Source organism: Sediminibacillus dalangtanensis (assembly GCF_017792025.1).
Lineage (GTDB): Bacteria > Bacillota > Bacilli > Bacillales > Amphibacillaceae > Sediminibacillus > Sediminibacillus dalangtanensis.
In genome coordinates, this window is record NZ_CP046956.1 from 522,017 (window position 1) to 545,204 (window position 23,188).

At 44.9% G+C, this 23,188-nt stretch carries 24 protein-coding genes; 18 read left to right on the top strand and 6 right to left on the bottom strand.

Features of this window, described 5'->3' with window-relative positions; translation table 11 throughout:
- Positions 1 to 235 precede the first annotated feature (235 nt).
- The 6 genes from ERJ70_RS02745 to rbsK all read left to right on the top strand — a co-directional run bounded on the left by ERJ70_RS02745 (position 236) and on the right by rbsK (position 4,577).
- Positions 236 to 730 (top strand): low molecular weight protein-tyrosine-phosphatase, encoded by a 495-nt coding sequence (locus ERJ70_RS02745; RefSeq protein WP_209367015.1) that lies wholly within the window; start codon positions 236 to 238, stop codon positions 728 to 730.
- On the top strand, positions 723 to 1,019 hold the full coding sequence (locus ERJ70_RS02750) for a hypothetical protein (protein WP_209367017.1): 297 nt from the start codon (positions 723 to 725) through the stop codon (positions 1,017 to 1,019). Before ERJ70_RS02745 ends, ERJ70_RS02750 begins: the two co-directional genes overlap by 8 nt.
- Before the next feature lie 27 nt (positions 1,020 to 1,046).
- On the top strand, positions 1,047 to 1,877 hold the full coding sequence (locus ERJ70_RS02755) for a YihY/virulence factor BrkB family protein (RefSeq protein ID WP_209367019.1): 831 nt from the start codon (positions 1,047 to 1,049) through the stop codon (positions 1,875 to 1,877).
- 189 nt (positions 1,878 to 2,066) lie between these two features.
- Positions 2,067 to 2,942, top strand: coding sequence for a transporter substrate-binding domain-containing protein (locus tag ERJ70_RS02760; RefSeq protein ID WP_209367021.1), 876 nt, complete (start codon positions 2,067 to 2,069; stop codon positions 2,940 to 2,942).
- A 6-nt stretch (positions 2,943 to 2,948) separates the two neighbouring features.
- Positions 2,949 to 3,638: an amino acid ABC transporter permease gene (locus ERJ70_RS02765; RefSeq protein WP_209367023.1), complete on the top strand. Its 690-nt coding sequence runs from the start codon at positions 2,949 to 2,951 to the stop codon at positions 3,636 to 3,638.
- A gap of 30 nt (positions 3,639 to 3,668) precedes the next feature.
- A complete protein-coding gene (gene rbsK / locus ERJ70_RS02770) occupies positions 3,669 to 4,577 on the top strand; it encodes a ribokinase (protein WP_245208100.1) in 909 nt (302 codons plus the stop codon).
- A gap of 278 nt (positions 4,578 to 4,855) precedes the next feature.
- Here rbsK and ERJ70_RS02775 read toward each other — a convergent pair whose 3' ends face one another.
- Positions 4,856 to 6,034 carry an MFS transporter gene (locus ERJ70_RS02775; RefSeq protein ID WP_209367026.1) on the bottom strand — a complete coding sequence of 393 codons (1,179 nt, stop codon included), beginning with the start codon at positions 6,032 to 6,034 and terminating at the stop codon, positions 4,856 to 4,858.
- 211 nt (positions 6,035 to 6,245) lie between these two features.
- On the opposite strand from ERJ70_RS02775, the gene ERJ70_RS02780 reads away from it, so the two are divergent.
- The 3 genes from ERJ70_RS02780 to ERJ70_RS02790 all read left to right on the top strand — a co-directional run bounded on the left by ERJ70_RS02780 (position 6,246) and on the right by ERJ70_RS02790 (position 8,297).
- Positions 6,246 to 6,638, top strand: coding sequence for an OsmC family protein (locus tag ERJ70_RS02780; RefSeq protein ID WP_209367028.1), 393 nt, complete (start codon positions 6,246 to 6,248; stop codon positions 6,636 to 6,638).
- Positions 6,639 to 6,748: 110 nt separating this feature from the next.
- Positions 6,749 to 7,372 carry a YczE/YyaS/YitT family protein gene (locus ERJ70_RS02785; protein WP_209367029.1) on the top strand — a complete coding sequence of 208 codons (624 nt, stop codon included), beginning with the start codon at positions 6,749 to 6,751 and terminating at the stop codon, positions 7,370 to 7,372.
- Between the two features lie 124 nt (positions 7,373 to 7,496).
- A complete protein-coding gene (locus ERJ70_RS02790) occupies positions 7,497 to 8,297 on the top strand; it encodes a YfkD famly protein (RefSeq protein ID WP_209367031.1) in 801 nt (266 codons plus the stop codon).
- A 481-nt stretch (positions 8,298 to 8,778) separates the two neighbouring features.
- On the opposite strand, the gene ERJ70_RS02795 is transcribed toward ERJ70_RS02790, so the two are convergent.
- Positions 8,779 to 9,648 (bottom strand): mechanosensitive ion channel family protein, encoded by an 870-nt coding sequence (locus ERJ70_RS02795; RefSeq protein WP_209367033.1) that lies wholly within the window; start codon positions 9,646 to 9,648, stop codon positions 8,779 to 8,781.
- Positions 9,649 to 9,830: 182 nt separating this feature from the next.
- Here ERJ70_RS02795 and ERJ70_RS02800 point away from each other — a divergent pair, with 182 nt between their 5' ends.
- The 5 genes from ERJ70_RS02800 (at position 9,831) to ERJ70_RS02820 (ending at position 13,812) form a co-directional block, all read left to right on the top strand.
- The gene (locus ERJ70_RS02800; protein ID WP_209367035.1) at positions 9,831 to 9,980 is read left to right on the top strand and encodes an SE1561 family protein; all 150 of its coding nucleotides are present in this window, start codon (positions 9,831 to 9,833) and stop codon (positions 9,978 to 9,980) included.
- A 118-nt stretch (positions 9,981 to 10,098) separates the two neighbouring features.
- Complete coding sequence (locus ERJ70_RS02805) at positions 10,099 to 11,400, top strand: Na+/H+ antiporter family protein (protein WP_209367037.1); 1,302 nt, start codon at positions 10,099 to 10,101, stop codon at positions 11,398 to 11,400.
- A gap of 137 nt (positions 11,401 to 11,537) precedes the next feature.
- Positions 11,538 to 12,329 carry a delta-lactam-biosynthetic de-N-acetylase gene (gene pdaA, locus ERJ70_RS02810; RefSeq protein WP_209367039.1) on the top strand — a complete coding sequence of 264 codons (792 nt, stop codon included), beginning with the start codon at positions 11,538 to 11,540 and terminating at the stop codon, positions 12,327 to 12,329.
- Between the two features lie 204 nt (positions 12,330 to 12,533).
- Positions 12,534 to 12,920: a VOC family protein gene (locus ERJ70_RS02815; RefSeq protein WP_256439070.1), complete on the top strand. Its 387-nt coding sequence runs from the start codon at positions 12,534 to 12,536 to the stop codon at positions 12,918 to 12,920.
- A gap of 19 nt (positions 12,921 to 12,939) precedes the next feature.
- Positions 12,940 to 13,812: a DNA-3-methyladenine glycosylase family protein gene (locus ERJ70_RS02820; RefSeq protein ID WP_209367041.1), complete on the top strand. Its 873-nt coding sequence runs from the start codon at positions 12,940 to 12,942 to the stop codon at positions 13,810 to 13,812.
- Positions 13,813 to 13,818: 6 nt separating this feature from the next.
- Here ERJ70_RS02820 and ERJ70_RS02825 read toward each other — a convergent pair whose 3' ends face one another.
- Entirely contained in the window at positions 13,819 to 15,201 is a 1,383-nt protein-coding gene (locus ERJ70_RS02825; RefSeq protein WP_209367043.1) for a tetratricopeptide repeat protein, read from the bottom strand.
- A 353-nt stretch (positions 15,202 to 15,554) separates the two neighbouring features.
- A complete protein-coding gene (locus ERJ70_RS02830; RefSeq protein ID WP_209367045.1) occupies positions 15,555 to 15,959 on the bottom strand; it encodes a hypothetical protein in 405 nt (134 codons plus the stop codon).
- Positions 15,960 to 16,317: 358 nt separating this feature from the next.
- Here ERJ70_RS02830 and mbcS point away from each other — a divergent pair, with 358 nt between their 5' ends.
- Positions 16,318 to 17,898: an acyl-CoA synthetase MbcS gene (gene mbcS / locus ERJ70_RS02835; protein WP_209367047.1), complete on the top strand. Its 1,581-nt coding sequence runs from the start codon at positions 16,318 to 16,320 to the stop codon at positions 17,896 to 17,898.
- Between the two features lie 139 nt (positions 17,899 to 18,037).
- Positions 18,038 to 18,187 carry a hypothetical protein gene (locus ERJ70_RS02840; protein ID WP_209367048.1) on the top strand — a complete coding sequence of 50 codons (150 nt, stop codon included), beginning with the start codon at positions 18,038 to 18,040 and terminating at the stop codon, positions 18,185 to 18,187.
- Between the two features lie 187 nt (positions 18,188 to 18,374).
- On the opposite strand, the gene ERJ70_RS02845 is transcribed toward ERJ70_RS02840, so the two are convergent.
- Positions 18,375 to 18,731, bottom strand: coding sequence for a cupin (locus ERJ70_RS02845; protein ID WP_209369099.1), 357 nt, complete (start codon positions 18,729 to 18,731; stop codon positions 18,375 to 18,377).
- Positions 18,732 to 19,133: 402 nt separating this feature from the next.
- Between ERJ70_RS02845 and ERJ70_RS02850 the strand changes: the two genes are divergently transcribed.
- Positions 19,134 to 21,275 carry an ATP-dependent Clp protease ATP-binding subunit gene (locus ERJ70_RS02850; RefSeq protein ID WP_209367050.1) on the top strand — a complete coding sequence of 714 codons (2,142 nt, stop codon included), beginning with the start codon at positions 19,134 to 19,136 and terminating at the stop codon, positions 21,273 to 21,275.
- Between the two features lie 250 nt (positions 21,276 to 21,525).
- Positions 21,526 to 22,386: a ComEC/Rec2 family competence protein gene (locus ERJ70_RS02855; protein ID WP_209367052.1), complete on the top strand. Its 861-nt coding sequence runs from the start codon at positions 21,526 to 21,528 to the stop codon at positions 22,384 to 22,386.
- A gap of 69 nt (positions 22,387 to 22,455) precedes the next feature.
- Here ERJ70_RS02855 and ERJ70_RS02860 read toward each other — a convergent pair whose 3' ends face one another.
- The gene (locus ERJ70_RS02860) at positions 22,456 to 23,037 is read right to left on the bottom strand and encodes a general stress protein (protein WP_209367054.1); all 582 of its coding nucleotides are present in this window, start codon (positions 23,035 to 23,037) and stop codon (positions 22,456 to 22,458) included.
- Positions 23,038 to 23,188 lie beyond the last annotated feature (151 nt).

Consider the following 23,188-nt stretch of genomic DNA (forward strand, 5'->3'; position numbering starts at 1 on the left):
TTTAGGTAAAATGTCAAGGATAAAAATTACCAGCATGCTGAATGGATGGTGTTGGTCATAATAAAACCTCCAGTAGAAGGAAAACTAAGCAGAAAAGTAGAAGAAGTAACGCATCGGTGTTAACGCTGAAGTAAAAATAAATCGCTTTCGGGGTGTTTTCCGTGAAAATCGGAAACAGAAACGTTACATTTATAATAGTACAACGAGACTTTTGGAAAGCGGGTGAGAACAACTAGTGATTAACGTTTTATTTGTATGCCTGGGTAATATTTGCCGGTCCCCTATGGCCGAAGCGATTTTTCGTGATTTGGTGCAGAAGGAAGGACTGGAGAATGAAATTACCGCAGATTCAGCAGGAATTGGCGACTGGCACACCGGAAAGCTTCCGCACGAAGGGACCAGGGCAATTCTGGACGAGCGTGCCATTTCCTATCAGGGCATCACTGCCAGGCAGGTACGCCCTGCAGATTGGAACGACTATCAGTATATTGTTGCGATGGATGAAAACAACGTCAACGACCTCGGCCTGATCAGAGAGAAAACAGAGGGAACCAAGGTGGCCAGGCTGATGGATTATGTCGAGGATGCGGAAGAAGTCAATATACCAGATCCCTACTTTACGGGGAATTTCGATTATGTTTATGAATTGATTTATCAGGGCTGTAACCAGCTTCTGGATCAAATGAAACTGGACCATCATTTAAAGACAAGGAGTGGATTGGATGAGTGATTCAAAGTTAGTTAAAGGGATGATTATCGGAGCAGCAGTTGGAGGGTTGATTTCGTTGTGTGACCGTTCGACAAGAACGCAATTTGTCGGGAATCTGAAAAAGACAGGCAACAGCGCGGGCTATTTTTTGCGGAACCCATCTGTGGCCGTACACAATGTCCGTGAATGCTATGAAAATGTAGCGGGCACTTTAGCTAGTGGAGCAGAAAGCGCATTGGAGATCATGAACCAAGTGCAAAGTACATTGGAAAATGTCAGCCAGCTTGATGACGATGATAAGTACAAATAATCGGTTTGGCAAAGGAGAATAAAGGTAGTGGGCGAGTTGATCCAGTTTGTCATTCGGCTTATCAAACGGATATTGGACGATGATGTGGGTGGCATGGCAGCACAGCTTGCCTTCTTTTTTCTATTGTCCCTGTTTCCGTTTTTGCTGTTTTTGATTACGTTGATCGGCTATCTTCCATTGACGCAGCTTGATATCATGCGGTTTGTTTCCCTGTATGCCCCGGAAGAAACGTTCAACTTGATCAATGAGAACCTTAGCGGTATTGCAGAGAGCCGTAATGGTCGTTTGCTGTCAGTGACGATCCTGGCCACATTGTGGACGGCGTCTAATGGTATCAATGCAATCATCCGTTCTTTAAACGCCGCTTATAATGTGGAAGAGAATCGCTCGTTTATCGTTTCCCGGTTAATTGCAGTGGTGCTGACAGTGGCGATGGTATCGGTGATTGCAGTGGCGTTCCTGCTGCCGATTTTCGGGAAGACGATTGGTATTTATTTATTCTCTTTCTTCGGCCTGTCGTCGGACTTTTTGCAGCTGTGGAATGCCTTACGCTGGTTGATTTCTTTTGTCGTGTTTTTTATTGTGCTGCTTGCCCTTTACAAAATGGCGCCAAACAGGAAGGTGTTCTTCAAGGATGCGGCAGTCGGTGCGGCATTTGCCACACTCGGCTGGCAGCTGGTTTCTCTTGCCTTTTCCTATTACGTGGACAACATGGGCAGTTATTCTGCTGTTTATGGAAGTCTGGGAACCGTCATCGTCTTGATGATATGGTTTTACCTTTCCGGTATGGTTATTATTGCCGGTGGGGAAATAAATGCGTTATATGAAAAGTTCCGTTTGAAAAAATATCATCAATGACAACGAAAATGGCTATCCTTTAAAAGGGTAGCTTTTTTGTGTTTTTGTTTTTCCAAAAATGGAGGAGCTTAAAATATAACAGTGATTATATTAAAGAGATACAGTTTACAAAAATATTGATTTAAAAGGAATATGCTGTTATCTTTTTATGTGTAGTTATATATAACAAAATAGTAGAGGCGGGATGAAATGAAGAAAGTTTTATTATGGTTTGCCGTAGCCACCATGACGGTGTTATTGGCAGCCTGTGGAGACGAAGCAGAGAATTCGCAAAATTCAGGGGAAGACTCAGGCTCGAGTAAATGGGAGGAAATCCAGGAAGCAGGGGAAATCGTCGCAGGTACTTCCGGTACCCTTGTGGCCGCTTCTTATTACGAAGGGGAGGAAGAAAACACCGATCAGCTTACTGGTTATGACGTGGAAGTGATGCGGGAGGTTGCCGATCGACTTGGTCTTGATGTTTCCTTTGAAATCATGGGAATCGACAGTATGCTGCCGGCAGTCAACAGCGGTCGTATAGATGTGGCTGTCAACGATATCGAAGCGACAGATAACCGTAAAGAGAAATTCAATTTCAGCGAGCCTTACAAATACTCTTATTCGACGATGGTCGTTCGCAAAGAGGATAACTCAGGAATTGAATCGCTGGAAGATCTTAAGGGGAAAGAAGCTGGTGGAGGAGCTACAACCATCTATAGTCAAATTGCCGAGCATTACGGCGCAGAGGTGGTACCTTACGGAAATGCTCCCAATGAAGCTTATTTACGCGATGTAGATAATGGGCGAACCGATGTGATCGTAAATGACTACTTTCTGTCCAAGTTCGGAGTAGCCGCTTTTCCTGAATTTGATATCCACTTGCATCCTGATTTAAAGTTCCATCCGACTGAACAGGCTGTCGTTATGCCGAAGGATGCGGATGTACTGACCGAGAAAATCAACGGGGCACTTGCTGAAATGCGCGAGGATGGTACATTGACCGAGCTGGCCGAGAAATTTTATAAAGAAGATGCTTCACAGAAACCGGAAGGAGAAATCCAGGAAATCGAAGGGCTGGACCTGTAACCGATTATGATCAATGTGAACGGTTTTTCCTTTGGCGGTTTGTTTGATGTCGAATTAGCGTTAGAGAATCTGCCATTCGTTTTGGGCGGCGTGCCGATGACAATCGCTGTATCGTTTGCCGGAATGGCACTCGGGCTCATCTTAGGAATGTTCCTTGCCTTGGCCCGCGGCTCGGAAAAGAAGCTGTTGCGCTGGCCGGCGAGGGTATATATCTCGTTTATGAGAGGGACGCCGATTTTAGTGTTTTTATTTATTTTGTACTTTGGCTTACCGGTAGCAGGGATTGAACTTACCGCATACGTTGCCGCTGTGCTTGGATTTGGACTGAACAGCGCTGCCTATATTGCAGAAGTGAACCGGTCAGCGTTGAATAGTGTGCCGAGAGGTCAATGGGAATCGGCTCATGCCCTGGGATTCAGCTACTGGCAGACGCTTCGGCGGATTATACTTCCGCAGGCATTCCGAATTGCAATCCCGCCGCTGACAAATATTTTTCTCGACCTTGTCAAAGCAACCTCGCTCGCCGCGGTGATTACCGTTCCTGAATTGTTTCAGAAGGCGCAAATCGCCGGCGGCAGGACTTTCGACACGATGACCATGTACGTACTGGCTGCGTTTATTTACTGGCCTTTATGTTCTGTCATCTCTTTTCTGCAGGAAAAATTGGAAAAACGGTACAGCCGTTTTGTAAAATAAAAAGAGATGCAGAGAAGGGAGACAGTTCATATGGGAAAAATAGCCGTGATCGGTAGTCTTAACATGGATATTATCGTATCCGTGGAAAGGATGCCGCAAAAAGGAGAAACAATCCACGGAAATACGGTGCAATACTTACCTGGCGGTAAGGGTGCCAACCAGGCAGTGGCTGTCCATAAATTGGGCGCAGACGTCCAGCTATTCGGAAAGGTCGGGAAGGATTCGTTCGGGGACGAGATTCGCGATAGTATCTCCCGGCAAGGGCTGTCTACAGACACTATTTTCCCGGTGGAAACAGCGACTGGCATTGCCAATATCACGCACTTACCTGATGATAACAGTATTGTAGTGATTCCTGGTGCCAATCAGAAGTGGAACGCGGAAACCATCAGGGGCTTTTCAGAGGAAATCGGCTCTGCCGACGTATTAGTGATGCAGCTGGAGATTCCAGTCGATGCTGTCCATCAAGCCTTAAAACTGGCAAAACAGCATCGGGTGCCGACCATCTTGAATCCTGCTCCGGCTAAACAGCTGCCGGAGGAAATGCTGCGGTTAGCGGATTATATCACTCCTAATCAGACAGAACTGGAGACATTGACAGGCAGGCGAATTACCACGGATGAGGAACTGGGCAGAACGATACAAAAGTGGGAAACAGATTTCGGCGGGCGGTTGATCGTCACCCTGGGAAACAAGGGAGCGGCTTACGCCGAAAGTGGAGAATTAAAAATCGTCCCCGCACCAGAAATCGACCGCGTCCGGGATACAACGGGAGCAGGGGACTGTTTCAACGGAGCACTTGCCTATGGAGTAGCAGAAGGCTGGGAGCTTTCCAGCTCAATTGCTTTCGCGGTGACAGCCGCTTCATTGTCGGTCACGAAATTTGGAGCACAGGCAGGTATGCCGTCTTTGGAGGAAGTATTGAAATGGATGGGTTAGTTAAATGCCAGCTTGGCAGCATTGGGGTTTCTGAGGTGCTGATGGACTTTGTGCTTATGAATCTACCGAGTAAGGTTTAGAGATATTCTTGTCTCTAAGCCTTATTTTTAATTGATACCCTAACACTAAAGTTAGGAAAAATCACTGAATGACAATGCTCCCTACATTACTAGACTCGTCGTTTATTAAAAGAATTTATCTTAAAAAACGTTATTTCCAAAAGGAAATAACGTGTGTGAATCGGTATATCTTTTAGCCACTGAAGTTGTGGGGGATTTTTATTCAGCTGCACGAATTGGCTGCTTCGACTGTTGCAGGAGCAATGCTCCTAGGATGACGATCAGCATCGCAACGATGACATAGAAAAAGGAAACGGCAGGAAACAAATCGATAAACACACCGCCAAGATAAGGGCCGGAAATGCTGCCTATGCTGAAGGCGATTCCGCACATGATATTGCCTGCAGGAAGCAGGGCTTTCGGCAGGATATCGGTCATGTAGGATACACCTAAAGAAAAGATGGACCCCAGGAACATGCCCGCCAATGCAAAGGTAATGAACAGCCAGGCTGCTGAACCTTCAAACAGAGCGGCCAGCAGAAACGAGGCACTGCCGAAGCAGAGAACGAGACTTAACAATTTTTTGCGTCCGATTTTGTCACTGAGAATTCCGAGTGGTATTTGCGTAATCAAGCTACTGGCAGCAAAACAGGGAATAATCAGCGACAGCACATCGACATCGTGGCCGATCCGCAAGCCGTAAACCGGAAAGATCCCGTTCAACGTAGCTTCCAAGAAGCCATATCCGAATGGCGGAAGCAATGCCACCCAGGCAAGTTTCCAGGTTTTGATGAACCTTCCCAGCGAAGAACGCGGTGCAGCATGGACACGGTCCTCCCCCTCTTGCTGTGGCCATTCATTGCGGATAAAAAACAACGATGTCCAAACCAAAAAACAAAGTACCGCGGAAATGATGAACGGCAAGTTTTCATTGACGGACAACAAACGCGTCATCGTCGGCCCGATGGAAAACCCGAGACTGAAAAACAGTCCGTAATAGGCGATATTTCTTCCCCTTTTTTCTGGTGCTGACGTATAGGTGATCCATGTTTGTGTTCCGAAATTGAGCATGTGGTCCCCAATCCCGACGGTAACCCGCAGGATGAACCAGAACCATAAGGCATGCCATATTGGGAAAAATGCCAAGGAAATAAAGACGAGCAGCCCGCCGATCAATATCATCGGTTTGAATCCCAATTTTTGCATTGGTTTCTCCATGAATGGGGAAGCTAACAGTACTCCTATGTATAATCCGGTCGCATGGAGTCCGTTCACTGAGGATGGCACTCCATCCTGTTCTAAAATGAGGGCGAGGAGCGGAAGCAGCATCCCCTGTGAAAATCCAGAAATCGTTACAAGACCGATCAATAGTTTAAATCGTGTCCGATCGGAAACCATCGCTCATTCCTCCCATCTGTTCTGGACCTATGAACCATGCCTGAAAACCTCGGGAACAAGATCCATCAGGTTGTTTTATGTAGAGAATAGCAATCCTTTCCAATCTAATATGTCCTGTTGAAAAGGTCAACTCTTTTATCTTGCTTATTTTGTATTAAAAAAGCGGTGTTCCGGGAACATCAATACTAAACGGATACAAGGGAGTGGTGAGATGGATTTTTATATGAAGGAACAAGGGGTACGAACCTCCTTCGATTATGGGCAATTAAATATATCCGGTAATGAAGATTATGGTTTCCGGCCGTACCAACTAATGGTTTCCTCGATTGCCGGTTGCAGCGCTTCTGTATTCAGAAAAATAGTCGAGAAGCAGCGAATGGAGTTGGAGGATTGGAAAATTACTGCTGACGTCGAGCGAAATCCCGAAGAGGCGAATCGGATAGAACGGATTCAGCTACATTATATTGTAAAAGGAAAAAACCTCAGCGAGGAGAAACTGAAAAAAAGTTTGGAGACGGCAAGAAAAAATTGTTCGATGATCCGCTCTGTCGAAGACAGTATTACAATTGAAGAAAGTCTTGAATACATCGAGCTGTCTGTATAAACTGAAAGGGTCTTATCTTTTTATAAGACCTTTTTTCTTTTACTCAAAGACAGGGCTCTCCGCATTAAGAGAGTGTTCTTAACGGAGAAGCGAGCAGAGGAGTCCTATATATGGGGAAACAATTAGTCGTACGGTGGATATTTTTCCTTGCCGGTTTGATCGTGCTGTCATTTGGAATCAGCTTGACTATTACGGCCGATTTGGGAGTCGGTGCCTGGGATGCGGTCAATGTCGGATTATCCGATGTAACGGATTTGACAGTCGGGAACTGGGTGATGATTATCGGAATTGTTTTGATAGGGGTGAATGCCTGGCTTACAAGGGAACGACCCGATTATTTTGCAATCGTTACCATCCTGGTGATTGGAATGATGATTGATTTTTGGCTGCTGATCGTCATGGAAGCCTGGCATCTAGACGGTTTAGCAATCCAGGCAGCAACGCTTGTTGGTGGTGTTCTGGTACTTGCTTTCGGAGTCTCTTTGTATTTACAACCCAAATTGTCATTGAATCCGGTCGATGGGTTAATGGTTGCCATACAAAAGCGTTGGAAACTTCCGCTTTTGGCGGCCAAAACCATTACGGAAGGATTGGCCCTCGTTGCTGCTTTGCTTATCGGCGGTCCAGTCGGTATCGGCACAATCGTGATCCTGTTGCTGATCGGACCGGCGATTCAATTTTTTGAACCGCAAGCTAAGAGGCTGCTGACAGCATTGATACATAACCAGGGATAAAATAGAGGAGAAGCCCGGCGTCCATGTGGAAAAACGGTCCAGCTGGTTTTTTCTCCTCTTTGTCCGGGTGCATAACAAGCCCTGTTAGTGAAATACTAGGGAAAAAACCGAAAGGATTGGGCACATGAATAAGCTAAAATGGATATTGACGATTGCCTTATGTCTCATGATCGCTTTTCCTTCACTGCTTCGGGCAGAAGAAAAGAAGCGGGAGGATGAGTCGAAAACGAATGAGATTCCCAGCCATGTGTTGAACGTTTCCAAGGAAAATACCTATCCTAATTCTGCGAAGGATGAAGCAGTTTTAGAACCGAGCAAGCTGGTAAAGGAGCTAATCGAAGCTTCCGATGTAAAAATAGAAAATCCGGAATTAATTAAATTGTTGAATGAAACATCGTTGAAGCCTTCTCCGTTGGCGATCGGTTACCGCGGAATGGTATATATGGGGCACTGGCCGCTGAATTATAAATCTGCTGAAACAACTCCCAACTGGGAATACCAAAAAATCAATACAAATCAGTTAAACAACATCGGCGGTGAGAATCAGAAAACAATGAGTTACAACCAGGAAGAGGAAAAACATATAAAAGGGGCATTGACGGCAAAAATCACCAACGCCGACCAGGTAAAACGGATGATGCTTCTTGACGCCAAAGCAAACACCGACCTGCCGTTGTCGTTTCATACCGTATTAGGCAAGGGAACGAAAACAAGCAATGCATACGGCGTGCCAAAGGAAAAAATAGGCTTTTTAACGGCATATGCGCCAGCTGTAAATGAAAAAGGGCAGGTAACCTTCGGGGAAGTATATTTGGAACTGAAGGGCTCCAAAAAACGCATCGTCGTGAAAAATGTCACCAAACAAGGAATCGGTGCCTGGATACCGGTGCAAGACCATGTTTCTTTTTCGTTTCAGCTGAAATAACCAACAAAAAAGCATTCGATTTTTACAATCGGATGCTTTTTTTGTCTAGGAAATTATAAATTTAACTGACTGTGGATCATTATTAGCAGAAACAGCCACATCCAGCTCCAGCGCCTACCCCCTCGAGGTCTTAAGCCTACCCTCGGTGTGGCAAAAAGCGCCACGCCGAGGCTATTCTTAAGCTTCTAGGAGGCCCAAACCATGTGGGTCATGCAGGCGTTGCCACAGGACGTGGCGGCTTTAGCCTGTACTCCTTTAAACAGGCGCTTGCGCTTTTGTTCTGGAGTGGAGCTTTGATGATAATCTAGAGAGACGATCGGAGCGGCTGTGAGATCAACTAGCCGGGAAAAGACGGGCAGTCTTGTGCGCAAGAAGATCCATTCCAATCCAGAGAGCGACTATCGACTATCCATATCAACTCGATCATGAAAAAAATTCAATGATGGGCTCTCCCCTTGTCGAAAAAAGAAAATCAAGAAGATCAACTGGAATGTTGATCTCCTGGACGGTTGCGGTAATTGATTTGCTGTTCGGCCATCATGATGCCGTGTTCGTACATCGTTTCTGCGAGGATGCGTCGCGTTTCTTTGGCGGCGGTAAAATAAAGCAGGTCATTGCACAAACCGGTGACCGTGTACTGATAGCCATGGAATTGGTCATTCAGCGACGACATGCCATACAGCTGAAAAGATTCAATCGGATTTCCGGTCAGATCTTTTTTTAAATAATCCCCCAGCTCGGAATTAAGCCGCTCGACCGTTTCTTCCAAGAGTGCAAATATCTTCTTCGGGTCTTCATAAAAACTGACGCTGACATTTTCGATTACCCGCATTTCTTCCATATTGTAATTTTCAATAGTATGGATTTGGCCATTGCCGATGGTGGTCAGCTTTCCGGACCACTGGCGCACCTTTAGAAAACGCAACCCGATTTCTTCGACCAACCCTTCGTAGGTATTATTGACCTTGACCCAGTCCCCTTTTTCAAGCTGTCTTTCATAAAGAAGGAACATCCCGGCCAACAGGTCTTTGACCAGGCTTTGGGCACCGAATCCGACGATAATCCCGAGGACACCGGCTCCGGCAAGGATATTGCCTGCATGGATACCGAATTGACCTAGCACATATACGATAAAGCCGAAGGTGGCGATATACTTGATCAACGAATTCAACATCGATTCAATCGTTTTTTCTTTTTTTTCTTCAATAAAATTGGTCCTTTTGAAAAAGGAATGAATAATCCTCCGTAAAATGACGACTAATAGGAACGTAAGGATGGCTCCGATGACAATATGCGTGATCGGATTTCCCCAAATTTTCTCCGTGTATCCCCAAATATCTTGAAATGACATAGCATATACCTCCACGATTTGCTTAAAGGGTATTATAGCATGTTCCCGGAAGTAGTTTAAGTCCAACTGATCTATCTAGGGGAGAAGTGGACATGCTGGCTGTTTTCCGTTAGGATAGGAAGGGCTTTTTAATGATAGGGTGTAAAAAAGACAGTGATCCGCTAGAAGGAGGAGCAGCTTAGATGGCAGACCAGGACAAAATCGAACAGCTGAAGGTTCACTTAGCAGGTTTTATGACTCGTCTGGAAAACATGGATCCGGAAGAAACGTCCATTGAAGACATTGATCAGTTGATCAGCATTTTGGACAGGATGGAGACAAGTTTGAAATGATTTTTGTCAAATGCCGGCAATTTTCGATTGTCGGTTGATTTTTTTTATCCAATCCTTTACTATGGTAAAGTGGTAGAGCGATAAAGAAACGTTTTGTTGAGAGGAGTATAGATTACGTATGTGGATTGTTCTTATTTCTGTATTAGTCATGACCGTGCTTAGTCTTTTGCGCGTGAATGTCATCATAGCGATTATCGCTGCGGCGCTCACTGCTGGATTGATGGCCGGATTATCACTGGCTGAAGCGGTCGAGATGCTGGTCAATGGAATGGGAGATCAGGCAAATACTGCGCTGAGCTATATTTTACTTGGAGCATTTGCAGTCGCTATCAGCTATACAGGCATCACCAGCCTGCTGGTGAATTATCTGATTAAAGCGTTGACGGGCAAAAAAACGATGATGCTGCTGGCGATTGCCGGGATTGCTTCGCTGTCGCAAAACTTGGTCCCTGTGCACATTGCCTTCATTCCTATTTTGATTCCGCCATTATTGAAATTATTCGATAAAATGAAAATGGATCGTCGTGGAGTGGCAACGGCACTGACGTTTGGTTTGAAGGCACCGTATATTATGATTCCTGCCGGTTTCGGTATCTTGTTCCATCGCACGATTGTCGATGGAATGGCCAGCAATGGCAGTGAATTGACGATGAATCAGGCAGCATTGGCCATGTTAATTCCAGGTTCCGGAATGATTGTCGGGCTGTTGATTGCTGTGTTCATCACGTATCGCAAGCCGAAAGAACCGATTGGAACCAGTGCGGAAACAGGGGCAGACGAAGAAATGGGTCAGGCGGTTGCCTTTAACAGGAAACATACTTTTACGATCATAGCAATTGTAGCAGCGTTAATCGTGCAGATTGTGACAGACAACCTGATTATCGGTGCACTGACAGGGCTTGTGCTTATGTTCGCCTTCCTTGTCGTTCCTTTTAAGCAGGGAGATGGTATTATCAGTGAAGGAGTTGCGATGATGGGTACCATTGCCTTCGTTATGCTCGTCGCTGCCGGTTATGGAAATATCTTAAAGGAAACAGATGCTGTCACAGGAATGGTGGAAGCTTCCTCCAGTGTGCTTGGGGATAATAAAGTGATCATCGCATTTGTCCTGTTGTTGGTCGGTTTGTTCGTCACCATGGGAATTGGTTCTTCCTTTGGCACCGTACCGATTTTAGCAGCCCTGTATGTACCGATTTGTCTGGCAGCAGGCTTTTCGCCAATGGCTACGGCGGCATTAATCGGAACGGCCGGAGCATTAGGTGATGCTGGTTCACCCGCTTCCGACAGTACGCTCGGACCGACGGCAGGCCTAAACGCGGACGGCAAGCATAATCATATTTGGGATACCTGTGTCCCAACCTTCATCCATTACAATATTCCATTATTTATCTTTGGCTGGATTGCAGCGGTTATCCTGTAAATTTTGCCTGAAAGCGGCTGTCTCTTCATTGAGGCAGCCGTTTTTTATCCTGGCGATGGAAATTTTTGCGCCAGTATTTCCTGCATAATCTTTCTGCCCAAAGAAAAAATAAGCGAAAAAGAATCTGGGTGAACCACATGTATAAATTTTATTGGGTTATGCTTGCACTACTGCTGTTTTGGGCGGTCGCTATGCCGACAGGTAACCAGGCTGAAGGGTACGGGTGGGGATACAAGAAAAACAGCAACCACCAGCCGCCGGAAGTAGGAAAATATGACACCATTCTAGAAGATAATGGCGGTTACTATCTCGATAAGTCTGGAGAAAAAGTCATTTACTTAACCTTTGATAACGGCTATGAGCAGGGGTATACGGACAAAATACTCGATGTTCTGAAGAAAAAGGATGTACCGGCAGCCTTTTTTGTAACGGGACACTATGTCGACAGCAGTCCGGAATTAGTGAAACGGATGGTGGATGAGGGTCATATTGTCGGCAATCACTCCTATCATCATCCGGATTTCACCAAGTTATCGAAGAAAAAAATGAAAGAAGAGCTGGACAAGCTCCAATCAGCTGTGGCGAAAATCAGTGACCAAAAAACGATGCAATATGTCCGGCCGCCAAAAGGAACTTTTACCGAACAGTCGATCAAATGGGCGAACGAACTCGGCTATATCCACATGTTCTGGTCATTGGCCTTTGTTGATTGGAACACGAATAGTCAGAAGGGCTGGCAATCTGCCTATCAACAGGTGATCGACCAAGTCCATCCTGGTGCGGTCATCCTGCTTCATACGGTTTCGGAGGATAATGCAGAAGCACTGGAGTACATGATCGATGATATGCGTAAGCAGGGTTACACCTTTAAAAGTTTGGATGACTTGGTCATGAAAGATTTACTGCCAAGACCGTTTTACCAGTTATAAAGCTGCAATCCGCCTTTCCTTTTGGAGGGGCGGATTTTTTTGGTATCAATAAGGGTGAGTGTATTGGTGATTCTGGTCCAGCTTCTTTATCGTGGTAATCGAGTCTCGAGCCCCTATAACTTATCTTATCAAAAGGAAAAACTGTCAGAGGTCAAGTTTTCTACTATAATAAAAGGAGACAGGAAAAGGTGGGAGGCGGAAAATGTGCTGCATCATGTGGAAATGAACGTGTCAGATATAGAAGCTAGCCGCAAGTTTTGGGGCTGGCTGTTGGAGGAATTGGGCTATAACCTTTATCAGGAGTGGGAAAATGGTTTCAGTTATAAGGAGAACACCACCTACTTGGTGTTTGTACAGGTACAGGAACGGTTTCAGGATGCGGGCTATCATCGAAGCAGGGTAGGGTTAAATCATCTTGCATTTCACGCTGAATCGAGGGAACATGTCGATAAGATGACGGAAAAGCTAACAAAGAGGCAGGTGCCGATTCTTTACCAGGACAGACATCCGTTTGCCGGCGGAGAGGACTATTATGCCGTGTTTTTCGAGGACCCGGACCGGATAAAGGTAGAGCTTGCAGCACCTGAATAAATCAATAAGGAGCATGTATATGTGGAAAGAGACCATTACACTGGATACAATGTATGACTTTGATTATTCATTACAACGGTTGCAAATGGATCCGTTGCTGTTTATTGATCGTAATGAGCGCAGCGTGGACATTCCCTTGAAAACGGAGGACGGCGAGAAGCACAAGGTAACGGTCAAAGCGAAGGGAAATACGCCACATCCGGTATTTGAAATATCGGGTGACCACGACAATTATAAGACGGAGTTATTAAAACAAACGTTTGATTTATTTCAGTGGGAGAAGGATTTGACCATAGTCAACGAGCATTTTATCGGCACAAATTTAGAACAGCTTTTCTATGCACATCCGGGGACACCGATTGTGCGGGACTTCGATTTGTATTTTTCTCTGATGAAAGGGATCATCCACCAACAATTGAATATGAAGTTCGCCTATACACTGAGCACGAGGTTTGTTGAAGCCTACGGCACTTTTCTGGATGGCGTCTGGTTTTATCCGGAACCGGAAGATATCGCCCGGCTTCATTATGAAGACCTACGGAGAATGCAGTTCAGCCAGCGGAAAGCGGAATATGTGATTGATACGTCGAAAAAAATTGCCGGAGGGGAAATCGATTTAGAGACACTTGCTGCCCAGTCAGATAAACACATCATCGACCAATTGGTGAAAATCAGAGGGATCGGTCCCTGGACTGCGGAAAATTGGTTATTGTTCGGCCTTGGACGTGATGACTTGCTGCCCAAGGCCGACATAGGGATTCAAAATGCGCTTAAGTTTTATTTTGAAATGGATAAGAAACCGACCATACCCGAAATCACCGAAATGAGCGCTGGATGGTCGCCTTATCAAAGCCATGCCTCTTTGACGCTTTGGCGCAGCATTGAAGGTTGAGTGAGATCAACGCTGCATTTGTAGATACAATTGCTGGTAGACGGCCGCTTCATCCTTATTGCCTAACGTCAAATATACTTTGGACAAAAGATGTACTGGTTTTGGATCCTCGGGTTTTAGTTCCATTTCCCATTTAAAGCAGTCGATTGATTTTTCCGGCTGATGGAAGTACAAATATAGTTCGCCAAGCGTTCCCTGCTGTTCAGGGTCTTCTTCCAACTGTTGCATTTTGTTCAGTTTTTGTTCAATTGGCAGATGAATCCCCTGTTGTTGAAAGGCTTCGAGCCATTGTTTGAGGGTATCCAAGTCATAGTCACGGAAAAAGGCTGATATGCATCGTATCACGATCGGTTCCAATAACTGTGGCTGATCGGAAAACAGATCGAGCAGACGGTGGTTCAGACGGCTGAAGAGGGGCGGAAATATCGATAAGTCAGCTTTGGCAAAACAGTCGGCGATGGCTTGTTTGTGCACGTCTGAAGGTTGGATGTCGTTCGCAGTCAAAAGCTGAACCACAGCGTCGGGCTGTTGGCTTTCGAGAAGTTTTTCAAGCAGTTGGGTGCCCAATGCTGCTGGTAATTCGGGGGAGTAAGCCAGCTGACGGTAAAACTGCAGCTGCTGCTCCTGGTCGAAGTGCTGTTCAATCAAGTCAAAAACGATAAGATCCTCTGCTATTGTCCGGTTTGTGAGCAGGTGCAGCCGGACGGCAATTTCGTCGATCAAACGGTTTTGTTTGTGCAGGCTGTCGAGCAGTAAACGGCTGGTTTCCGGATCAGTCAGGCGATCGAAGCTGACCCTCTCGAAATGCTGCGGGTCTGAAGAAGCAACCTTTTTCACATCCGCATACCGCTGTCGATAGCGCTGAAAGTCCAAGTGCCCTTGCATGTCACGGGCAAAAGCGTCTTCTGGTGCAAAGTCGGCAAAAATGTTCAGTGTCTTGTAAGCTAATAGCATTTGACCGTTCCGACGGTATTTGTAATAAGTATTTTTGAGCAATTTATGGATGGGTTCATTGGCAGCAAAGCTGTCGAATAAGGTGAGTATATAGGCGGTTTCCAAGGGAGAGTGGCTGGCGGCTATTTTTTTGTACAGTTGATTAAAGCTGATCGATCGGAATGAAGGATGGTCGGACAGCACCTGGAGTGTGAGCGGATGTGTTCCGGAAAAGCTGATTCCTCTGGCGAGTGCGCGGTGGAGAAAGGATCCAAGTTTTATGTGTTTGGCCCGGATGCCGTTGAGCGGCTTATTTTTGTACATATATAAGTAATAACAGGCGTCGTTCCGGTCAACCGCTTCGATAATCTTACACGAACGGTACACCACCATTTGCTGCGGTTTCAAGTCGATTGTCTTCTTATTAGCCATTAAGGTAACAGTTTCCCTATTCATGACAATCCCTCCTTCATATTTGTAACTAGCATATCACAAAAAACCAAGCATTTCCCCCCTCACAAATTAAGAAAACATAAATATTCAAGAACAGAAGAGATCCGGGGACAGTCCCCGCCCCGCGGTAGGGTCAGTCCCTAAAACCCAGTTTAGCCTCGACCGAATTGCCGAAAACCCCATTAAACCAGGATTTTACCCCCATCGGGGTCAGTCCCCAATACGGAGAAAGGACTGACACCACGCAGCAGGAGGGACTGACCCCCGACTCTGATCCTGTCCGGTTTGGCTGGTACTGGTCTCGAAATGTAAAAAGGGACAGTTCCGTTTGATAGCGGGGACTGTCCCTTGTATTATTAGTCTTCAATCATGGCGAGGTAGCGTTTGGTTTCTCCGTTGTGTTCGGCGATCAGTATGTTTTCTTTATCGGTAGCATAAATGGCGGTGCCGGCAGGGAGTTTGGTCGCCATGTTATCGGTGAATTCATCTCCCTCTGAATAAGTGGATTCAATGGTTCCGATTTGTTTCTCTTTGGTCACATCCATGGATTCGAGCGACTTCAAGTTGGTTTTATATATCCGTTTTTTCCATTGGAACACATCGGCATTCTCGTCTTTTTTCAGGATTTGTTCCACATCAGGGTATGCCTGATTGTGAATCCCTTCATTCCCTGATGATTTTTCTTCTGAATTTGTGGAAGCGCAGGCAGTTAAAACGACGGACAGCAACAGGAGAAGAAGCAGACGAAACCTCATGATCATCACGCACCAATCTTAATTTTTTTCCAATCAAGTTTAGCAGCCTGGCCGGTCCTGAAGGGGAATTCCGTCTTACTGAAAACTTGACTGACTTTGCTAAAGTATTCACCGATTTACTTTTGTTAAAACTTGCTAATCTACAAAAGTTTATTTTCTTACCAAAGACCTACAAAACGACCTACCCCCCACACTTTTTCCCGCATCATTCCCCCCTTGTAAAAGCTGGAACCAAATTTTATCATATTATTGATAGCGCTTCCATAAAGTTTTCATAAGTTTTCTTACTTTTCATAGACATTAGTAATTGATATAATGACTAGAAATTAATACCTGATACTAAAAAGAAATGAGGGATGAACGGATGGATAAAAAAGAGCTGATTGCTCCGGAAAATTACAACATTGCAATGGAAGTAGAGAAGTATGCCAGCGGTCCGGAACGGAAGGCGTTGATTTATGAAGATAATGAGGGAAACCAACAGGAAATCACCTATCAAGAGCTGCTGGTTAACGTTAACAAGATCGGAAATGTGTTTTTATCCAATGGTCTCAAAAAAGGGGACAAGGTATTAGTCATGATGCCCCGGTTGATCGAGTCGTACCAAATTTACATGGCTGCTCTTAAAACCGGTGTTATTATCATTCCTAGTTCAGAGATGCTGCGCACGAAGGACTTACAGTACCGGGTCACACATGGAGAAGTTGCTGGTATCATCAGCTATCATCCATTTGTTGAACAATTCACAGGAATTAAAGAATATGATGAATTAATCAAGTTTTCGGTCGGCGGTGAAGTGGAAGGATGGCATCACCTTGACCAACTGAAAGAAAAGGCGTCAGATCAACTGGAAATGGCTTCGACGACCAGGGACGATATCGCCTTTCTTCCATACACGTCTGGAACGACCGGCAATCCAAAGGGGGTTGTCCATACACATGGCTGGGGTTTTGCCCATCTGAAAACGGCAGCGAATAACTGGCTGGCAATCGAAGACGGAGACGTAGTTTGGGCGACAGCTGCTCCAGGCTGGCAAAAATGGGTGTGGAGCCCACTTTTGTCTGTACTCGGTTCCGGTGCCACCGGACTGGTTTATAATGGAAAATTCGAGGCGAAGAAGTACTTGTCTCTATTAGAAAAGCATGAAGTAAATGTTCTTTGCTGTACTCCGACGGAATATCGGTTGATGGCCAAGCTGGATAATTTGGACAGTTACTCGTTAACCAAGCTGCACAGTGCCGTATCGGCAGGAGAGCCTTTGAACCGCGAAGTAATCGATACATTCCGGAAGTACTTCGATATCACGGTGCGTGATGGTTACGGGCAAACTGAAAACACCCTGCTGCTCGGATTCATGAAAGGTATGGAGGTAAAACCCGGATCAATGGGCAAGCCCACCCCAGGTAATGAAGTCGAATTGATCGACGAAGATGGAAACCCGGTGGCAGTTGGCAAGGTCGGGGATATTGCCATACCGCTTGATACGCCTGCCTTGTTCAAGGAATATTATAAAGATCCGGAACGTACCAAAAAATCGCTGCGAGGTAACTATTATGTCACCGGCGACCAGGCATCAAAGGATGAGGACGGCTATTACTGGTTCGAAGGGCGAAGTGATGACATCATCATTAGCTCTGGTTACACAATCGGGCCGTTCGAGGTGGAAGACGCTTTGGTCAAACATAAAGCGGTCAAGGAATGTGCCGTCGTAGCCAGTCCCGACCCGGACAGAGGTAATGTGGTCAAGGCATTTATTGTCCTTCAGCCGAATGTAGATAAAAATAAGGAAGGCCTTGTCAAGGAATTGCAGGACTTTGCCAAAAAGTGGACCGCTCCTTACAAGTATCCTAGAAAAATAGAGTTTATCGAGGAGCTGCCGAAAACCTCTTCAGGTAAAATAAGAAGAATCGAACTGCGCCAAAAAGAAAAAGCAACCACTAACTAATAGGCGGGGACAGTCCCTTGTTCTCAGAACCAGGGACTGTCCCCCAACGCTTTAGAGTGATAAAGGGGTATTTGCGAATCTAGTAGGATGTGTTATGCTTGGGATAAATGAAGAGCTATTCTAATAGGAGGAGAACAGATTGAAAATCTTACGCGAACTTGGATGGGTTGTACTGCTGGCTTCTATTTTGATTATGATTCCCTTCAAGGTGATCGGTCCGCTTCAGCAAGAATTGCCGAACACAGAAGCGGAAGAAAGCTCGTCCGTCAATGAATCGGTTCATGAATAGCTGTTCAGGTAACTACAATCCTGATTGCAAATGCGCATTTATATAAAGAAATATTTTTCTTACATTTACTAAGCCATTCCGGAAGCGGAATGGCTTTTCTTAATCGAAAGCTATGATAGACGATAATGTAGATTATTGGAGTTCCTCTTCCTCCTTTTAATTAATACTCCTATTTGTTTAATACGCATCATCTCTCTAAAGTTGTCAAAGATGAAGTGGTTAGTTCTTCGCTTTCTATAACGATTGCAGTTAAACCTGTACTTGTTTTCGTTTCGTGCCATTCATCTTTATCCCAAAATACCGCTTCGCCACAATGAATTTTGAAATACTCATCCGTTTCGCCTCTAACCCAACCTTCTCCGTTTACAATTAATAGTAGCTGAGGGACAACAGCTTGATGATAACCAATTATTCCATTACCATCTAAGTGCATACAAGCAATATGAGCTGCTTTCTTTGTCTGCGTAATTCGTGAAATCACAAAATCAGAGTCGAATTTTGTGATTTTCTTACCTGTCTCTTTTTTAAAGTGATATATTTCCATAATACCTCCGACATCTACTACTTTATTGCCCTCTCGGTTGTTTTCATTCATAGTTTATCACCTATTAATCATGCGGAAAATATTGATAGCCTTGTTATCATCCAGTTGTTCATCTACACAATGTTTAACAAAATCCTCTGCCTATTGGTAATTGAGAACAAACAATAAATTTGACCATTTTTGATTAAAGGAATAAAATAGCGGGTAATAGGATGAAAGCAAGGGTTTATCCTTCTCAACCTCAGACAGGCTAATACAGCCAATTCTAAATTTATTTATAAAAATTCTAATGTAGGGGTTGAAAGTCAAAGAAAGTCAAACTATAATAAAAGTAAGGTCAAAGATAGTCAAAGTCAAAGACCAAACTACTTACCTTATATATCTGAAGGAGGGAAAGCGAATATGCAATGCCAAAATTGCGGTGTTCGTGAAGCAACCATTAATGTAAACCTTCGTTTTAATAATCAAACACAACAATTGAACTTATGCGAAACGTGCTTTCAAGAAATAAAAAATAGTGCAAAAAATCCATCCGGCTTTTTCAACCAAGGCGGTATGGACTTCAACCAATTCTTTGGCGGGGGAGCTTCTCCGTTTGAAGGATTCCAGCAAGGAGGCGGTCAGGCGCAACAACAGCAAGCCAACGGCGGAAAAGGCGGCGGTTTGCTGGACGAGCTTGGCAGAAACCTCTCACATGCTGCGAAAGCAGGTTTGATTGATCCGGTTATCGGACGTCAAAATGAAGTGAAACGTGTGATTGAGACATTAAATAGAAGGAACAAAAACAATCCGGTTCTTATCGGGGAACCTGGTGTAGGGAAAACGGCGATTGCAGAAGGCCTTGCCTTGAAGATCGCTGAAGGCGACGTTCCTGCTAAACTGATGAACAAAGAAATTTATCTGCTGGACGTAGCCTCTCTGGTAGCCAACACAGGCATCAGAGGCCAGTTCGAAGAGCGTATGAAACAGCTTGTATCCGAACTGCAAAACAGAAAAAACGTCATCCTGTTTGTCGATGAAGTACATCAACTAGTCGGCGCAGGTACAGCTGAAAGCTCCCAAATGGATGCCGGCAACATCTTAAAGCCCGCTTTGGCTAGAGGGGAACTGCAATTAGTCGGTGCAACGACGTTGAAAGAGTACCGCAAAATTGAGAAGGACGCAGCGCTGGAACGCCGTTTCCAACCAATTATTGTGAAAGAGCCAAGCGTCGAAGAAGCAGTGCAAATCCTGCAAGGGCTGCAAGAGCGTTATGAAAACTACCATCAAGTAAGCTATACAGACGAAGCCATCCGCGGTGCGGTAACGTTGTCACAGCGTTACCTACAGGACAGATTCCTGCCGGATAAAGCGATCGACTTGATGGATGAGGCGGGAGCGCGTTTGAATCTTGCCAATTCCCAATCCGATAAGGATGCCATCCAAAAACGCCTGGATGAGCTTCATGAGGAAAAAATGCAAGCGGCAGAAAAAGAGGACTATGAACGTGCTGCCAACTTGAGACACCAGGAAATCAAGCTGGAAAAACAACTGGAAGAAGCAACAGAGGCACCTGCTGCCGAAGTGACAGTAGAAGATATTCAGTTGCTTGTAGAAGAAAAAACCGGTATTCCGGTTCGGAAAATCCAATCCGACGAGCAGCAAAAAATGAAGTATTTGGCAAAAAATCTTTCCGAAAAAGTAATTGGACAAGATGTTGCGGTGCAAAAAGTGGCCAAAGCTGTACGACGCAGCCGCGCCGGCTTGAAATCAAAACATCGTCCAATCGGTTCCTTCCTGTTTGTCGGCCCGACTGGTGTTGGTAAAACAGAATTGACCAAGGCGCTGGCAGAAGAGCTTTTCGGTACAAAAGAATCGTTGATCCGTCTTGATATGAGTGAGTACATGGAGAAACATTCTGTGTCTAAAATCATCGGTTCCCCTCCAGGTTATGTCGGCCATGAGGAAGCCGGACAACTGACAGAACGTGTGCGCCGCAATCCGTACAGCTTGATTTTGCTGGATGAGATTGAAAAAGCTCATCCGGACGTCCAAAACATGTTCCTGCAAATCATGGAAGATGGTCATCTAACCGACAGCCATGGCCGCAGGGTGAGCTTTAAAGAAACAGTCATCATTATGACAAGTAATGCGGGAACCGGCGACAAGCAAATTTCAGTTGGATTCACCAACACAACAAATGAAGCAGTTTCAACCCTGGAAAATCTCAGCGAATACTTCAAGCCAGAATTCTTGAACCGGTTCGACGCAATCATTCCATTCAATGAATTACAAGAATCCGACTTAATTCAGATTGTCGATTTGATGATTGCCGAATTGGAAGAAACGTTGAAAGAAGAAGGATTGACCATTACGATTTCCGACGATGCGAAAAGATACCTTGCTGACAAAGGATATGACCCTCGCTTCGGTGCAAGACCGCTCCGCCGTGTCATCCAAGAAAAAGTCGAGGATGGTATCACCGACCTCGTATTGGATGAAGAAGATATCAAGTCGATAAACGTCGAACTTGTGGAAAATGAAATCAATGTAGTAAACGCATAAGCAAGAAATGTGGCTGGTCCCTGATAGGGGCCGGCTTTTTTACATATTCAAAAAGCATTTGTTTTACAAAGACGGTTATTCCCTATGCTGAAACATTCAGGAAGCTTTCAAGCGAAATGAATACTGCTGCTGCAATCAAAGCGAATGTTTTCTTTTTGGTTTTTCCTGCTCCAGTCGGCTTCCCACCGCATAAAACCACGGGTTCTTTCTAATTATAAGGTTAACCATCACGTTGACGGAGGTTTTTTATGTGGCAAGGCTGATTGCTGCTTTTGTTATGGTATGTTTGATTGCGATAATCCTCCCTATTACTGCAGCCGGCCGCCATGCAGAAAACGAGCTGCAGGTGCATTTCATCGATGTCGGACAGGGCGACAGCATTCTGATAGAAGCACCGAACGGACGAAAAATGCTGGTGGATGGAGGACCGCCGTCTGCAGCGGAAAAAGTGACTGAATATCTTAAGGAAAGAGGAATCAACAAGCTGGACCTGGTTGTAGCGACTCACCCGGATATCGATCATATCGGCGGACTCGTCGAAGTTTTGGATGAATTTGACGTCAAGCATTTGATCGACAGCGGCAAGCTCTATACCACCTCTACCTATTTTCACTATTTACAGCAAATCAAAAAGAAAAAAATACCAGTGACGGTTGCAGTGGGGGAAGAGAATATTGTCATCGATCCGCAGCTCACAATCCGTGTTTTGAATACACAAAATGCCTTCAAAACAAATAATCAGTCGTCGATTGCTCTTTCTTTAAGGTACGGCCGTGTAGACTTTTTGCTGATGGCTGACGTGGAGACAATCCAGGAACAAAATATTCTGGACGTGAAACAGCTGCAAGCAGAAATATTGAAGGTGGCACATCATGGAAGTGGAACCAGTACCTCGTTTGATTTTATCCGGGAAGTACGGCCGGAAACCGCGATTTTGTCTTACAGTAAGAACAATGAATTCGGGCATCCTGTCGACAGGGTAGTTGATTACCTGCAGCTTGCCGGCGCCACCATTTACTCGACTGCCAAGGTCGGGGATATTGTGATCCGGACAGATGGGAACACCTATGACGTGGATGTTTCAGGTACAGATCGGGTTTTGAACTATTAAACGGTTTCCGATATAAAAAAGGCTGGCTCCTTTCGGAACCAACCTTAATCATTTCTGTTGCTGAAAATATTATTTGTTGTTATTATTGTTTCTAGAGCGACTATTACCGCCTTTTTGACCGATTTCTTCATAGAATTCACGGTCATATTTGTCGCTAGTAGTGTTACCGCCTTTTTGGCCAATTTCCTGGAAGTGATCTTTGTCATATTTATCGCTTACAGTGTTACCGCCTTTTTGGCCAATCTCTTGGAAATGGTCTTGACCATATTTATCGCTTACGGTCTTACCGCCTTTTTGACCGATTTCTTGAAAATGGTCTTGACCATATTTATCACTTACAGTGTTACCGCCTTTTTGTCCAATCTCCTGGAAGTGATCTTTGTCATATTTGTCGCTTACAGTGTTACCGCCTTTTTGTCCAATCTCCTGGAAGTGTTCTTTATCATATTTGTCGCTTACAGTGTTACCGCCTTTTTGGCCAATTTCCTGGAAGTGATCTTTGTCATATTTATCGCTTACAGTGTTACCGCCTTTTTGTCCGATTTCTTGGAAGTGGTCTTTGTCATATTTGTTGCTTACAGCGTTACCGCCTTTTTGACCTGCTTCTTCTACAGACATCTTATTGTTTCTGCGTTTATTATTGTTTGCCATCTTTATCTTTCCTCCTTTAAATTGTTTTCACTACTACGAATTCCACGTATGGACGCTTTTAAACTTTTCTTCTTCGAAGAGGCTACTTTCGATTCATGAATTTTACTTCAATTGGAAACTCTATCAGTCTCTTTATCTACTTAACTTTATT